The organism is Bacteroidota bacterium, from assembly GCA_016720935.1.
Taxonomy (GTDB): domain Bacteria; phylum Bacteroidota; class Bacteroidia; order AKYH767-A; family 2013-40CM-41-45; genus JADKJP01.
The window spans coordinates 460,294-476,803 of the sequence record JADKJP010000006.1; the positions used below are offsets into that span (position 1 = coordinate 460,294).

Genomic DNA, 16,510 nt, shown 5'->3' on the forward strand with positions numbered 1-16,510 from the left:
CAGCTTTGATCAAACTGCCAGAATGATTATATTTTGCTCCAGATTCTCCTATTTGCCTAAATGAAACACAAACGAACATGAAACACAAACTACTTCGCTTCGCGGTCATCAGATTCTTCAACGGGTCATTCCAGAGCTTTCAGCTTTTTGCCTGGATCCGACTCTTGGTGTTCTTCCTTGTTTTGGATGGCTCGCTCTCCCTGGTAACCGGGGAAGCGCACGCTCAAACGATTCGCTGTGTGCTTCATTGTCGCGACACATCTATTTGTTTCAATATTCCGGATTCTATGGTGCAGTTAACTCCACCTACGTATACTTTCCCCGGTGGTCCCAACGGTGGAACAGGAGGTGCCGGAACCGATTGTCAGTATGATTCTATCTGGAACAATGCTCCCTTGGTTTTTCCTGTAGGTACTACGGTAGTGACATGGTATGTTTGGGCTCCTCCCGGAATACTGGATTCTTGTACATCTAACGTTACAAGGAATCCTCCTTCTTCATACACAATCAGTTTCAACACTTCTCCGCCAATTGTAGGCGGGGTCATCAATATTTGTAATGGACAGTCCATCACCTTTAATGACAACTCCACCGGTATAAACGGTCTGTTGTGGAATTTTGGAAATGGTTATTACTCAAGTAATGCGACACATACAGAACCGGCATGGCACTATCCTCCGGGGACATACTACGATACACTTACTGTTTACGATGATTGTGGTACGCCTCATGATACTGCATTCATGGTTGTTGTAGATTCTGCTTCCGGTCCTGATATTTTCTGTATTTCTGTTGTCTGTCCCGGTGATACTGTAACCTATCACACCAGTGCTGTTTGTTCGAATTATACCTGGGGAGTTACCGGTGGAACTTTTCTGACACCACCTCCACCCACCTCTGACTCATGCACCATTGTATGGGGACCCGGACCATCCGGAACAATAACCCTAAGTGTTGCAGGATGTGCTCCACCATTAAATTGTCCGAATCCAACAATTAAAACAGTCAATATTGTCCCTGCAACATTACCCATTGCAGGTGATACTATTGTTTGTTCCGGTTCAACTTCTACTTATTGTGTTGAATGTATTCCCGGTAATCTTCACAATTGGGAATTGATGCCGGCGAACGCGGGAACTATCAGTGGACAAGGAACGTGTTGTGTTACCATTCAATGGACACCCGGATTTTTTGGCAATGTTACCCTCACCTTGAATTACCAAAATGTGCTCACTGGTTCCGGATGTAATCTTCCTGGTAACTGTAGTCATGATCCGGGATGCGGAGGAACAGCGACAATCAATATTACTGTGAAGCCGATCTTTGGAATTTCCGGACCAACAACTGTTTGTCCAAATACAACCAATGGTCCCTTCAATGGAATGAATCTTACCAACAACACTGTTGTTACGGGAACATCCTGGAAAGTACAGACACCCGTACCAACCACACTGACATTCGGTTCTACAGCAGCATTTAATGCCTATACATGGAACGCTGGTCCTGGCGCTTACTATGTTACTGCGTATGCGCCTGCAGGCGTATTCTGTAACGATTCAGCTTTTCTTCCTGTGAATGTTGTGAACATGATTGCACCCGATACAATCACAGGCCCGGATACTGTTTGCGCGGGAATTCCCTTCTTGTATAACACTGTTCCGAATATGGGCGGTGTGAGTTATAACTGGACAGTTACAAACGGAACAATCATTGGACCCAGTAATGGAAATAGTGTAATGATCCAATGGAATTTGGGTGGAGGAACCGTTTCTGTTTCACAGACACTCAACAATCCACCCGGTTGTACCAGTCCGCCTTCTCCGGTATTCTCTGTGTATACCTGGCCAAATTTTAGTTTGCCTGTAATAACACCGAGTGCTTCTATCGCATGTGTAAAGAGTACCATCACTTATTCGATACCACCTTCGCTGATAAACAATGGAACCTATACCTGGTCTGTGAGTCCTGCAACAGCAGGTAATATCGTTAGCGCGAACGGAACAAATCAGATTGTCATCAACTGGATTGATGCCTCCAATACTCCGATTTTTGTCAAATTAAAAATCTCCAGATGTTATACGGATTCAGTGATGTTTCCTGTGAATCTTCTTGGATTGCCACCTGTGCCTAACATCATCGCACCTGCAACTGTTTGTAAGAATAGTCTTGTCAGTTTTTCAACTTCAAGTCCCGGTCCGATCTGGAACTGGAATTTTGGTGATGCCGGTACCGCGAACACACAGTCAACTACGCATACATATCTGAATGCCGGTGACTACAATGTATCCCTTACCATTACTAATGTCAATGGCTGTTCGGATACCGCGTTTACAAAAATTCATGTCGACGATATTCCTCAGACGCCTGTAATCACCGGTCCTTCATCGGTGTGTTCAGGAAGTACTGTATCCTATACATTCTCACAGCCTGTATTCAACGGAGCAAATTATATATGGAGTGTAACTCCTCCCGGCGTAATTCAGACAGGGCAGGGGACATCTTCTATTGTGGTTAAATGGAATTCTCCTACTCTGACAGGTCTCGTTTCGCTGGTAGTTCAATCAAATTGTCCGCCTGCACCCGTTACACCTTTCCCAGTTGTTGTGAATGCACTTCCTGTTGCAGGTATTGCGATACCTTCACCGCTTTGTGTTGGTGCGCCACTCACATTTACCGGAAGTGGTGGGACAACCTATAACTGGAGTTTCCCCGGAGCTTCAAATGTAAACCTTACAAATCCTGCTGCACCTGTTGTTACGTATGGAGTTGCCGGAAACTATTCCGCTTCATTATCTATCATTGATGCAAATGGTTGTACAGCGAATAAGACTGTAAACTATACAGTAAATCCTTTGCCACTTGTTAATGTTACAGCGAATGGTGTTTGTACTTTCCCTGCAACTGTGAATATCAATACCATTAATACGGGAGGATATACTTATTTGTGGAACACGAGCGCTACAACAGCTTCCATTACACAAACCCTTACAGGCCCTACTTCATTCTCTGTGACTGTTACAAATTCTTTCGGTTGTACAAATACCGGATCAATTTTAGTAGCTGGCGGAATATGTGCACCAATTCCGGGAGTTTGTCCAGTGAATGATAGTCTTGATTTCATTGCTACTCCGCCTGTTTGTCTCACAGATTCATTTTTCAAATTGTACAACGGTAACCATACCGGATGGGATTTTGGAGATGGCGGAAATGCAGGAGCGATTAACCCTGTAGTTCACACTTTCCCGACTCCTGGCATTTACAATGTAACCATTATGGGTACTGCTTATGGTTTGGATGCGTTCGGTCAACCTTGTACCACTGCCATTGGCGCGGTTCATCCAATCACCATTCCATTTGATGCGGCCTTTAATGTTACTTACCAATGCAATGGTTTGGGACAAATGCAAACGATCATCAACAATACTTCTTTGTATTTGAACAGCGCGACTTCTTATTCATGGAAATGGTATCTGGATGGAAATTTGTCACCATTCAGTTCCGTACATTCTCCCACAAATCAATTATTCAGTGCGGGATCACACAACATCAAATTAATTATCTCCGATCCGGGAGGAACACAGGCAACTTGCACTCTGACGGTAGCGATTAATGTACCGGTTCCTGTAACCGCTGCGATGAATGCTCCTTCACCGGCACCTTTCTGTGCCGGCACTCCGGTTAATTTTTCTGATGCATCTTTTACTGCACCAACAGCATGGAACTGGGATTTCTACAACAATGGAGTCTCTACATCCAATTTGCAAAACCCACAATTTACTTATCCTTCCCCGGGTACTTTCACTTACAAGCTCACGGTTTCTGATCAGTACAGTTGTTCCAGTGTGACAACAAACAACATTACGATCAATGCGGCAGGAACAGGAACTATTACCATTGATACGACCTATTGTGATTCAATAAAACTGACTGCTTCAGGAATTGGTCCTTTCGTTTGGTCAAATGTGTTTACACAGCCTGTACCGGACAATCCTTTCTATGTTAAACAAAACGGTTACTACTCTGTTGTCGGAAACAATCCTTCCTTTGGTTGTCCATACAGAGTAACAGTTGGGCCACTCACCATTCGTCGCACTCCTAATCCTACAATCACCGGAAGGGTGCGTTATTGTCAGGGAGAAAACCTGGATTTGAAAACAAATACTGCAGGTGTTACAGTTGCATGGACACCTTATCCGACTGGTCCGGTACTGGGTACAAATCCAAATCTGACAATTGTCGCAAACACACCCGGAACATTTACTTACAAAGTCACTCTTACTTCAGCCAATGGTTGTTCCGCTTCGGATACAATCAGTGTTACTGTGGATCCGGTTCCATCCAGTGCAGTGATTGTTGCTTCTGGACCATTGACTTTCTGCGAGGGAGATTCAATTAATTTACAACTTTCTCCACCTGCAGCAACTTATCTCTGGTCAAAATCTCCAACACCACCTCTGTCTCCGCCAACCAATGCGGCTCCAATTTTGTGGGTGACACAGAGTGGGACGTACTCTCTGATCGCTCAAACACCTAACGGTTGTGCCTATCCGGCAATACCTCCTGTTACGATAACTGTTAATCCGCTTCCTGCAATAACCATCAGTGGGGATACAGTTATTTGCCAGGGAAAAACACTGAGCCTGACAGCAACTCAAATATCGGGGGCCTCCTATGTCTGGGTTGGACCTGCTACCAATACAAACACGAATCCTTTGGTGAAAACAAATATGCAATTTTCGGATGCAGGTGTTTATGTTGTCACTGTTACGAGTCCGAATGGTTGTACAATCACACGTTCAGTAAATGTGATTGTCAATCCAAGTCCTGCTCCACCATTCATAGTGTCTAATCCCGGAGGAGTATTGTGCGAAGGACAATTGTACAATCTCTTTGTGACAAATCCTGCCGGAGCTGGGCACGTTTACAATTGGAGTACCGGTCAAATGGGACTTAGCATAAATGCCGTGTTACAGGGTGATTATTCAGTCGTGGTGACCAATAACTTCGGTTGTAAAGCGAACTCGAATGTCCTCACCATTCATCCGACACCGGATCTTAGTTGTGCTCCAACCGGTTGCTATGAATTCTGCAATGAATGTGATTCCGTCACCATTCCCGGTCCTGCAGGATTAAATACATACAATTGGAATATTCTTGTAGGTAATGTATTCCTTCCATACAGTACGAATCAGAATCTCACAGTGCTTCCTCCCGGAGGGGCCTACCAACTGGTTGCAACGAATATATTTGGTTGCGCGGATTCAACAGATACGTTGAAAATTGATTTCAAAGATTGTTGCCCGGCTCCGGATCCATTTGCTTGTCTGGATACCTGTGAACATTTTGATAATAACATGCTCAATGATTTTGGCCCGCATCCAAATGCACCGAATGTAATTGTGTCTACATCAAATGTAAATTCACAGGCCGGTCCATCAGATTATTATTTATTTGTTCAGGATCAGCCCGGAAGTTCAAGAGTACTTGCCAGTTATTTATACGATGGTAAATGGTGTTGCGGAAGTTTCTGCTATGATTTCAGATTGATGAATGATGGTGGAACAGGTGCGAATGTCAACCCTTCGTTCACCATCATGAATGGAACTCTGGGCTTTACGTTTACTTCAACAGTCGTTGCCAACCAGGGTAACGGTTGGCATTCAATCTGTGCTCCGATTACCGATTGTAATCCTCCTCCTGTAAGTGGTGCTGGTATCTGGACTCCTGTAGGGGCGACTCTTCCGACGGATTGGCTGACGGTCCTCGGAAATGTTACTGAAGTTGTATTCCCGGCTGATTATACAGCCGCAACGAATGAGGTTTCCGCACTGGATAATATTTGTATTAATTCAAATGTTCCGAATATAGATGCCGGACCGGATACATCTGTTTGTATAGGTACAGTCCTTACACTTCATGTTACAGGATGTACAGGAACTCCGCAGTGGTCACAAATTTCAGGTGATACTTTGATTCCTGTTGGCAACGGTCCTATCGTTGATGTTATTCCAACTCAAAATACATGTTATGTAGTAACATGTTGTGGTATTCAGGCATGCTGCTGTGATACGGATACTATTTGTGTGAATGTATTGCCTCTCCCGATTATACAATGGAATTTTAATTACGGCCCATTGTGTCAGGGTTCTGATTCTGTATATCTCGATACAGCAAATGTGAGTGTCTATGTATACAATGTCTGGACTCCTCTTGCCAATGCGGGTGGAACCTGGACCTGGTCGGGTGTAGGTGTGATCGGAAATTATTTTTATCCAAATCTTTTAGGTCCGAATGGAGTTACATTAACCTACACCGACAGTGCAGGATGCAGCGCGTCACTGACCAAATATTTCAATGTCATTTATTGCTGTCCGGATACTTGTCAGGCCGATGCCGGTCCCGATCATGTCGTTTGTCTCGGCCAGCCATTTACTTTGAATACGAGCGGATGCGATTCATCCAAGTGGTATCAGCTTTCAGGTGATACGCTGATTCAGGTTGGAACGGGTAACATTGTCGATATCTTCCCTCAACAGGATGCATGCTATATGTTGGTGTGCTATCAGGGTTGTTGTGTGGATTCAGATACTGTTTGTGTAATTGTAAGTCCGCCACCTGTGATTCAGTGGAACTTTAGTTATAATCCTGTTTGCCAGGGATCAGACTCTATTTATCTGGATACGGCAAATGTCTCTGTGTATATTAATAATAACTGGGTTCCATTAAACAATGCTCCCGGTACATGGATCTTCTCCGGCGTACAGGTGATTGGAAATTACTTCTATCCAAATATTCTTGGACCGAATGCAATCACAATTACTTATACTGATAGTTTGGGTTGTAGTGCATCCATCACAAAATATATAGGTGTCATCTATTGTTGTCCGGATACTTGCCAGGCGGATGCAGGTCCTGACCATGTTGTTTGTCTTGGTCAACCGTTTACTTTGAATACGAGTGGATGCGATTCATCCAAGTGGTATCAGCTTTCCGGTGATACGGTGATTCAGGTTGGAACGGGAAACATTGTTGACATCTTCCCGCAACAGGATGCATGCTACATGCTGGTATGCTATCAGGGTTGCTGTGTGGATTCAGATACTGTTTGTGTAATTGTAAGCCCGCCTCCGGTTATTCAGTGGAACTGGAGTTACACTCCTGTTTGTCAGGGATCGGATTCTATTTATCTGGATACTGCAAATATTTCCGTTTACATTAATAATAACTGGGTGCCGTTAAACAATGCGCCGGGAACTTGGATATTCTCCGGTGTACAGGTAATCGGAAATTATTTCTATCCAAATATTCTGGGCCCGAATGCGATCACAATTACCTATACCGATAGTCTTGGCTGTAGCGCATCAATCACTAAATATATCGGTGTAATAAGTTGTTGTCAGGATACATGTAATGCCGATGCGGGACCTGATCATGTAGTTTGTCTGGGCCAGCCGTTTACTTTGTATACGAGCGGATGCGATTCATCTAAGTGGTATCAGATAACCAATGATTCATTGATTCAGGTAGGTACAGGTAACATTGTAGATATATTCCCACAACAAAATACATGTTACCTTCTTGTTTGTTACCAGGGCTGCTGTGTGGATTGGGATACAGTATGTGTTATGGTAAATCCACCACCAGTTATTCAATGGAACTGGAACTATACTCCTGTCTGCCAGGGTTCGGATTCCATTTATCTGGATACAACGAATATTTCTGTATACATTAATAATAACTGGATACCATTGGCCAATGCCCCGGGAACATGGAGTTTCTCCGGAGTACAGGTGATCGGAAATTATTTTCATCCGAATATAATCGGCCCGAATGCAGTTACAATTACTTATACTGACACTTTGGGTTGCAGTGCTTCTGTTACACAGTATATTGGAGTTATCTATTGCTGCCCGGATACATGTCAGGCCAATGCAGGTCCAGATCATATAGTATGTCTCGGTGAACCATTTACTCTGTATACAAACGGATGCGATTCATCGAAATGGTATCAAATACTGCAAGACACATTAGTGCAGGTAGGAACGGGAAATATCGTTGATGTGTTCCCGCAACAGAATTCTTGCTACGTCCTCGTTTGCTATCAGGGTTGTTGTGTGGATACTGATACCGTGTGTGTAATTGTGAATCCTCCTCCTGTAATTCAGTGGAACTGGAGCCATACTCCAGTCTGCATTGGTTCAGATTCTATTTATCTCGATACAGCGAATATTTCAGTTTACATAAACAATAACTGGATACCGCTCGCCAATGCTCCGGGAACGTGGACTTTCTCCGGTGTTCAGGTCATTGGTAATTATTTCTATCCGAATATTCTTGGTCCGAATGCAATCACCATAACATATACTGATAGTCTTGGTTGCAGTGCATCCATCACCAAATATATTGGTGTAATCAGTTGTTGTCAGGATACATGCAATGCCGATGCAGGACAGGATCATGTGGTTTGTCTCGGACAACCTTTCACACTCTATACAAGTGGTTGCGATTCGTCGAAATGGTATCAGATGATAGAAGATACTCTGGTGCAAGTCGGAACAGGAAATATTGTTGATGTTTTCCCGCAGCAGAATACATGTTATGTATTGGTGTGTTACCAGGGTTGTTGTGTAGACTGGGATACTGTATGTGTAATTGTAAATCCACCACCGGTTATACAATGGAATTTCAATTTCACACCGGTTTGTTTCAACGGTGATTCTGTATTACTCGATACTTCATTTATTTCTGTTTTCATAAATAATACCTGGGTACCACTTGCAAATGCTCCTGGATCATATTCATTCAACGGAGTAGGAGTAGTCGGAAATTATTTCCATCCTTCTTTGCTTGGATTGAATGCAATCACCTTCACATATACTGATAGTCTTGGATGCAGTACATCCATAACTAAGTATGTCAATGTGATCACATGTTGTATTAATACTTGTCCCGCGAATGCCGGACCTGATCAGACCATCTGCCAGGGTCAACCGGCGATTTTACAAACACAGGGTTGTGATTCTTCCGCGACGTGGTACCAAATGGGGCCTGAAGGACTCACACAAGTTGGTATCGGACAAATTGTAGACGTTATTCCTCAGCAAACTACTTGTTATGTGTTGATTTGTTGCGGAGGAAACAATTGCTGCTGCGACACAGATACAGTCTGCATCTTTGTGAATCCATTGCCGATATTACAATGGACAATGGTGTTCCCGGATGTATGCTCCAATGCTGGTCCTGTTTTGCTTGACACTGCAAATATTTTTGTCTTCATCATCAATGCATGGGTGCCGGTTGCAGGAGCAGGCGGCTCCGGAATATTTGTTGGGCCGGGAGTGACAGGCAATACATTTACACCTCCGGGATTGGGTACATTCACCATTACTTACTACTATACGGATGCTAATGGTTGCAGTGCTTCCATCAGCAAAACAATTAACGTCATCAGTTGTGGATGTGATCCGATCAGTTGCGGATGTAATAATGTGCCTCCGCCACCGGCACCGACAATCACTGTGATAAGTGTTGATCCGGATAATTGTCATAACGATGGATGTATTCACATTACCGCAACAGGTTGTTGTTTGCAATACAGCTACAGTTACTTTGATCCATGTAATCCGTTGTTGTCATACAGCGTACCACAGAGCCCGAATCCGTCCATACTTTGTAATCTGAGAGCTGGAAATTATATTATCTATGTTCAGGATGCATGTGGAAATTTTGCCCAGCAAAATGTAACCGTTCCATTGGCTTCCGGACCGCTCACTGCTTTCGTTCAGTATGGAATGTGTGGTGATTCAATCTGTGTTCAGGTAGAAGGTGGATGCCCTCCTTATTCATATGATTGGGGTGGAGGAGTGACAACACAATGTATCCATGTTACTGAACGCTGTGTAGGAATGAGCGTGACGATCACGGATAGTCGTGGTTGTTCGATTACAAAATTGCTTTCAGCACCGCAAATCAATTTCACTGATGTTGTGAATCCGGGATGTTGTTCCCCTACAGGAAGTATGTGTGTCACCGGTTGTTTTGGTCAGCCTCCTTATTCTTACTTATGGAGTAATGGCGCCACAACTCAATGTGTGTCCGGACTTCCAGCCGGTAATTATTGTGTGACAATTACCAACGGTGCAGGCGAACAATTTACCTGCTGTCATACTCTTGTGGATATGTCATTCACACCGCCAAATGTGAGCTTTAACTTCAACAATTGCGGAAGTATGGTTACCGCTGTCATTTCACAAACAGGTTGTGGTCAGTACACCTATCATTGGGAAAACAACAGCACTGAATTGTTCAGAGAAAGTGTGCATCCATGCGATTCACTCACATTTACAATTGTGGGCTGTGACGGGTCTCAAACACACTTCGGATTCAGAGTACCACAGGTGCTCGCGTCTATCAGTCCTGTGAATTGTGCCACAGGTTTTGGTACCATTTGCGCTTCTGTTGAATGCTTCCGTTGTCCTCCATATTCTTATTCATGGTCACCTTCGTTGCCATGGCAGGATAACGGCTCAGCTTGCTTCAATGCGCAGCCAGGTTTCTATAATCTGTGCGTAACGAATTCGTGTGGCGATGTCATCTGTTGTCAATTCTATTTGCCTCCGGTACTTAACTTCTCGCTGAACTTTAATGTAATTGGCGCGTGTATCGGAATTAACAATGGATCCGCGCATGCATTCGTTTCGGGAGGAACACCGCCATATTCCTATAGCTGGAGTAATGGAGGAACAACTCCTGCAATCAGCGGTTTGGCTCCGGGTGTCTATACATTAACTGTAATGGATGCAAACGGTTGTGTTACCACTTCCTCAGTAGTGGTTCCTTCACGCAGATGTGGTAAATGGATTGATGTGCATGTACTTCTCGATGGATTTTATCAAAACACAGGTTCAACTACTCCTATGGATAACCTCGGTGTAGGAGGTTGTTTGCACCTTGCCGGTGTTTCCGCGAATCCTTCGGATGTGGATACTGTTCGTGTTACACTTGTAGATCCGTTAACTCTTTCTTCTGTTGACTCCTCATTCGGTATCGTTCAAACAGATGGAAGTATGACTGTAATATTTGAAGACACCACACTTGATGGTCACAGTTATTATCTCAAACTCAATCATCGGAGCTCTTTGGAAACATGGAGTTCGGTGCCGGTGTCCATGACTGATCCTGTATACTATGACTTTACGGATGCTGCAACCAGAGCCTTCGGAGATAATCTCCGGGATCTTGGCAACGGTTTGTTCGCGGTATGGAGTGGTGATGTTGATCAGGATGGTGTAATCGGATTGACTGATTTTAGTCTTGTTGAAAGCACAAGTCAGCAATTCGTGTACGGATATGTTGTCAACGATATTACCGGTGACATCATGGTCGAATCTGCCGATTATAGTTTGATTGAAAATAATGCACAGTTATTCCTCATCAGTCTCAGACCGTAATTTTGAATGAAGACTTTCGAGCAATGAATGTTTTAGAAATTTAACAATTACCCCAACCCCGATTGTTAATTCAAAGCCTGCCAGTGTAACATTGGCAGGCTTCTTTATTGTTTTCTGTATCAGGAAAGGCAGAAATGTCAGTATTCTCCTGAAGCAGCGAATCTATGTTTATCATCTTTCACTGTTAATTATTTAATTCCCCCCAACTGAATTGGCGCAAATTGACTTTCTATATTTCGATAATTAAATATCTCCGGTCCACTCATGAAAAACAGACTTCTTGCTCTCCTGCTCCTCTCAGGAATTACCATGGTTTCCATTTTCTCCTGTAGCAAAGACGATAATACGGAACCCTCAAGTGGAGGAACTCCAAGTTCTAACCCTGAAAGAGACGCGGCACTGGCAGACTATACCAACAATTATCTCGGCAGTGCAGTCAGCTCTGCCGGTTGGACAGGTAGTACTGCTACTTGTAATGCCGGCACTGTGGCTCAGGCCACTCACGCTGCCGTGATTAAGAGGATCAATTATTTCCGCAGAATGGTTGGTTTGAATGATCACTGTACTTTGGATTCAACATTATTTCCTCAGCAACAAGAAACCGCATTGATCATGGATGCCAATCATTCCCTGAATCATAATCCACCGAATACATGGTTGTGCTGGACGGCAACTGCAGCCAACGGAGCGGGAGCAAGTAATCTTGCTTTAGGAAGTCATTCTTCCTCCGCGATTACAGCATTCATGAATGATTTTGGTTCGGGTAATGAACCTGTTGGACACCGCCGCTGGATTCTGCATTCACGTAAGCAAAAGTTCAGTTATGGATCGACTGAAGGTGCTATGGCTCTGTATGTTTTTGCAAACGATACAAATACAATTGTTCCTGATTTTATAGCCTATCCTCCAAAAGGGTATGTTCCGCAAACATTGGTATTTGGCCGCTGGTCATTCAGTATTCCGGGTGCAGATTTTTCTGCAGCGACAGTGACGATGACCGGATCGGGAAGTACTACTGTTCCGCTTAACGTTGTTTCAAGTACAGCGAATGGATATGGAGACAATACGATTGTTTGGGAACCAACCGGGATTAATTTATCCTCAACGAGTGATCAATCATATACAGTGACAGTTGCCGGTATTGGCTCAGCGGCCGCCGCATCTTATTCCTACACGGTAAAAATATTTAAACCCTAATCAAGGGAATCTTCCCGACTAAGTAGCGGGAGACCGGTTTCACCTGACAAGCGTATCGAAAGCTGCTTACCTTCCTCACTAAATGCCCAAACGTATAAATAGCGTATTGGATATTTTTTCCGGATGGCATTGATTGCATGTAAACTGAGATTCCTTGCCAGCCCTTTGTGTCTGAATTCTTCAAGAACAAGTGCAGAACAGAGATAAAGTGCCTCGTAGTTCTGACCAGGCTCAGTTTCTTCGAAAAGTTGATTTTCCGTAATTTCATTTTTCAGAAAACGGTGCATGACATCACTGGTTGTCGGTATTAGCAAAATCCAGACAACAGGACCGTCCCCATCAATTTCCTCGGAAAGAGTATTGGGATCAATGGTGTTCAGTTTTTCAAGCACATTCTGATCCACCTGCAATTGTTCCGGGTCATGTCTTACATCGAAAAAACTATCCGCGAGTGCGATCATTCGTTTCAGATTTTCAGACATAAACAGGATATTTTAATTAGTGAGATTCACATTACAAATATAGAGCATACTTTTCTGTTTCTGCAAAGTTTCAACTTGCGATCTGTTTTAAGACAGCAACAATTGAAAGTACTATTCTAAGTATTTCAGAAGAAAAATCAGGTCTAAAAAAGATAAATTGTATCTTCAGCTACGAAAAATCAAGCGGTGAAATCTATTTATATACGAAATTCTATTCGGGTAATTTTTCCACTTCTCTTTGTCTTTTTAATGGCAGGGAAAGATGTCAAAAATTCAGAGCAGGGAGTTTTTGATCAGGAGAATTGCAGAATTCAATTGATGAATAGTGTTGATAGTCTCAAACATTCACTTTCTCTACTCGAATCAATGGTCAGGCAGAAAATGCTCTCCGGTTCATCTGAATTTCGGAATGCATGGCATACATGCAGAATTTACTATCGTGCTATTTCTCCCTTTGTAAGTTTTTACAGACCGGAACTGGCTCAACTCTTGAATGGTCCTCCGGTTGCTTTGCCTGAAGAAGAAGATGAAGTTGCGGCCTTTCTTCCGCCGCATGGTTTACAATTGATTGAGGAAAAACTATTTCAGGGTTCAGGAAATTATAACCAAACGGAAGTCATTTCGGAATTAGCACTTTGTAGAACCAATCTTGAAGCGTATAAAAGTTCTGTAAAAGATACGCTGCTCCGTGAGCAGGATATATTCCATGCTCTCGAACTCGAAATGCTTCGTTATTTTCTACTGACCGTCACCAACATGGAGTCTCCCTATACACACGTTGCTTTTAAAGAGGGCGTTTCATACTATCACAATTTACCTGAGTTTTTTAGTAGCTGTTACCCTGAACTAAATGAAACAGACAGGAACGCTTGTGAATCTCTAAAGGCTGCAAGTTTGTCCTGTGCTGATTTTTTAAGCGAGCAGGATCATGTGAATCATCCCGATTATTTTCAACTCTATTCTAAATTCTACATTCCGTTGAGTGAATCTTTATCGAGATTCTTTTTTCTTCGGTGTCCGGATTATAATTTTTCATCCGGACCGGTAAATTTTATCACCCGATCAGTTTTTGATCCCGGCGCGTTTAATGTTTCCGGTTTTTTATCAGGGGCTGAAGCAAGGACAGGCACCTTGAGTGCTCAGTTGGGAAGATTGTTATTCTTTGATCCCGCGCTCTCCCAAAAAGATCAGCGAAGTTGCGCATCCTGTCACGATCCGCGAAAAGCATTTACGGATGGTTTGCAAAAAAGCATGGGAGCTCAGCACGGTCAGCAATTTCTCAGGAATGCACCGACAATAGTGAATGCTGTCTTTCAAAGAAAATTATTTCACGATGGACGCGCCTTTACTTTCGAAAATCAGGCCAGTGAAGTATTGAATAACCCGGATGAGATGCAGGTTGATTTTTCTGTGGTGCCTGACAAAATCAGAAAGTCCTCTGAATACATTCGATTATTCAAAGCATCTTTTACCGGAACTGAGGATACATTAATCAGCAATCGAAGTATTTTGAAAGCTATTGCAGCTTATGAGCAAACCTTATTTTCATTGAATTCGCGTTTCGATAAAGCAATTCGCGGAGATGAAAATATACTGGAGGCGAATGAAAAGGAAGGGTTTAATATATTTATGGGAAAAGGGAAATGTGGTACCTGTCATTTCCTTCCTTTGTTCAATGGAACCGCGCCTCCATATTATTCAGAATCTGAAATGGAAGTTCTTGGTGTGCCTGCATCGCCGGATACTGTTCATCCAAAATTGGATACTGATCCCGGAAGGGAAAAAGTTATTCCAATGCAGGAGTATCATGCAGCATTTAAAACTCCAACACTTCGAAACATTGAATTCACCGGCCCTTATATGCACAATGGAGTGTACACTTCACTGGAACAAGTTATTGAGTTTTATGAAAAAGGAGGAGGGAAGGGATTGGGATTAGAAATTAAAAACCAATCCCTGGCACATGATAGGTTGAATTTAAATCAGGATGAAAAGAGAAAATTGATTCTTTTTCTTTCGACACTCTCAGATACCAGCGGTTGTACAAATGCTCCGGTACGATTACCTGCTTTTGATTTGTCTTCTGATACGAGGGAGAGGATTGTTGGAGGGGATTACTAAGAAAGAGAGTAGTTGAATGCAACAGTTTAGTTTAATTTTGAATTTTTATCGGTATTTGAACTTGAGCTTGTAATTTATATGAATTTGGGCCTTTTTATTGTTATTTAGATTGGCTCCGACCGGATTCTCTTTTGTAAGCGGATTGTAATTCTTTATTAAAATATTGTTATTGAATATTATTTCATTAATTTTAATCTATGAAAGTTTGAGGCGCGTAGGAAGCGATACTAATCTTGATTTTTAAACAGCGATTTATCATGAAAAGCAGAATATTTTTCCTTTTAATTTTTTCATTGTTATTTTCAATATCCGCGAATTCACAGGATATTATCCGCACCAAAACTGATACAATAAAAGCCAAGGTTCTGGAAATTGGTCTTGATGAAATCAAGTATCGAAATTATAATAACCTTGACGGTCCCATAGTGGTAATTTCAAAATATGATGTTTATGAAATAAATTTTGAGAATGGAACAAAGATGCGGATCACGCCTGATCCCTATGATGTAAATATTGATGTTACTTTGAGAAATAAGTCAAGGTCAATTAAGTTTGAATTTTTTTCTCCTCTCACTAATGACATTGCATTTGGCTATGAAACGATGCTAAAAGTTGGTACGAACCTTGAATTCAAAGCAGCTGTGATTGGGCCCGGGGTCAATCAAAATACCAAGAAAACTTCTGGTTTTTTTGTAAAAGCTGGTGTTAAGTTTCTGAATAGGCCATCATACACTCAACGAGGTGTTAAGCATGTGCATCAATTAAATGGTGCTTATATTAAACCTGAAATAATTTTCAATATGTATTCTTACGATTTTGAGGATTATAATTATTCATATCCCTATACTTATCCTGTGACAAAAAAAATAGTCAGAGTGAGCTATACAAATTTAGCGGCGGATATTGTTTTTGGGAAACAACATATACTTGGCAATTTTATTACTCTTGATTATTATTTTGGTTTTGGTTATGGAATACGTTTGGCAAACAAAAAAACAAATTCACCTTATGACTATACCGGGAATTCAAGTTCCTATGAATATAGTCACGTCTTGCTAGGAAAAAACTTCCCATTAGTTTTGACTACGGGATTAACAATTGGTGTTCTATTTTAACTTGAATTTAGAAAAATTGTTAGAAGGAATGTGCATGAAAGTGGATGATTGTATACAAATCTTATGCAGGTTTCTGAAAATAATGGATGAATAACTTGCATTAGAATTGGTTATGCCGCTTCGCAAATTGAAGTGTAAGTGTATA

Annotated in this window: 5 protein-coding genes; 4 read left to right on the forward strand and 1 reads right to left on the reverse strand. The window is 42.3% G+C overall.

Annotation, left to right across the window (positions count from 1 at the left end; genetic code table 11):
- Positions 1-77: 77 nt before the first annotated feature.
- The gene (locus tag IPP86_10270) at positions 78-11,450 is read left to right on the forward strand and encodes a PKD domain-containing protein (GenBank protein MBL0138899.1); all 11,373 of its coding nucleotides are present in this window, start codon (positions 78-80) and stop codon (positions 11,448-11,450) included.
- 264 nt (positions 11,451-11,714) lie between these two features.
- Positions 11,715-12,647: a hypothetical protein gene (locus tag IPP86_10275; protein MBL0138900.1), complete on the forward strand. Its 933-nt coding sequence runs from the start codon at positions 11,715-11,717 to the stop codon at positions 12,645-12,647.
- Here IPP86_10275 and IPP86_10280 read toward each other — a convergent pair.
- Positions 12,644-13,129 (reverse strand): hypothetical protein, encoded by a 486-nt coding sequence (locus IPP86_10280; protein ID MBL0138901.1) that lies wholly within the window; start codon positions 13,127-13,129, stop codon positions 12,644-12,646. The genes IPP86_10275 and IPP86_10280 overlap by 4 nt on opposite strands.
- A 186-nt stretch (positions 13,130-13,315) precedes the next feature.
- Here IPP86_10280 and IPP86_10285 point away from each other — a divergent pair, with 186 nt between their 5' ends.
- Together IPP86_10285 and IPP86_10290 are read left to right on the forward strand one after the other, a co-directional pair.
- On the forward strand, positions 13,316-15,250 hold the full coding sequence (locus tag IPP86_10285) for a hypothetical protein (protein MBL0138902.1): 1,935 nt from the start codon (positions 13,316-13,318) through the stop codon (positions 15,248-15,250).
- Positions 15,251-15,507: 257 nt separating this feature from the next.
- On the forward strand, positions 15,508-16,365 hold the full coding sequence (locus IPP86_10290) for a hypothetical protein (GenBank protein MBL0138903.1): 858 nt from the start codon (positions 15,508-15,510) through the stop codon (positions 16,363-16,365).
- Positions 16,366-16,510 lie beyond the last annotated feature (145 nt).

What these genes read in the sequence shown, in the direction of transcription:
- IPP86_10270 (MBL0138899.1), top strand. Translation starts at nt 78, where the DNA reads ATGAAACACAAACTACTTCGCTTCGCGGTCATCAGATTCTTCAACGGG.
- IPP86_10280 (MBL0138901.1), bottom strand. Translation starts at nt 13,129, where the DNA reads ATGTCTGAAAATCTGAAACGAATGATCGCACTCGCGGATAGTTTTTTC.
- IPP86_10290 (MBL0138903.1), top strand. Translation starts at nt 15,508, where the DNA reads ATGAAAAGCAGAATATTTTTCCTTTTAATTTTTTCATTGTTATTTTCA.
- IPP86_10275 (MBL0138900.1), top strand. Translation starts at nt 11,715, where the DNA reads ATGAAAAACAGACTTCTTGCTCTCCTGCTCCTCTCAGGAATTACCATG.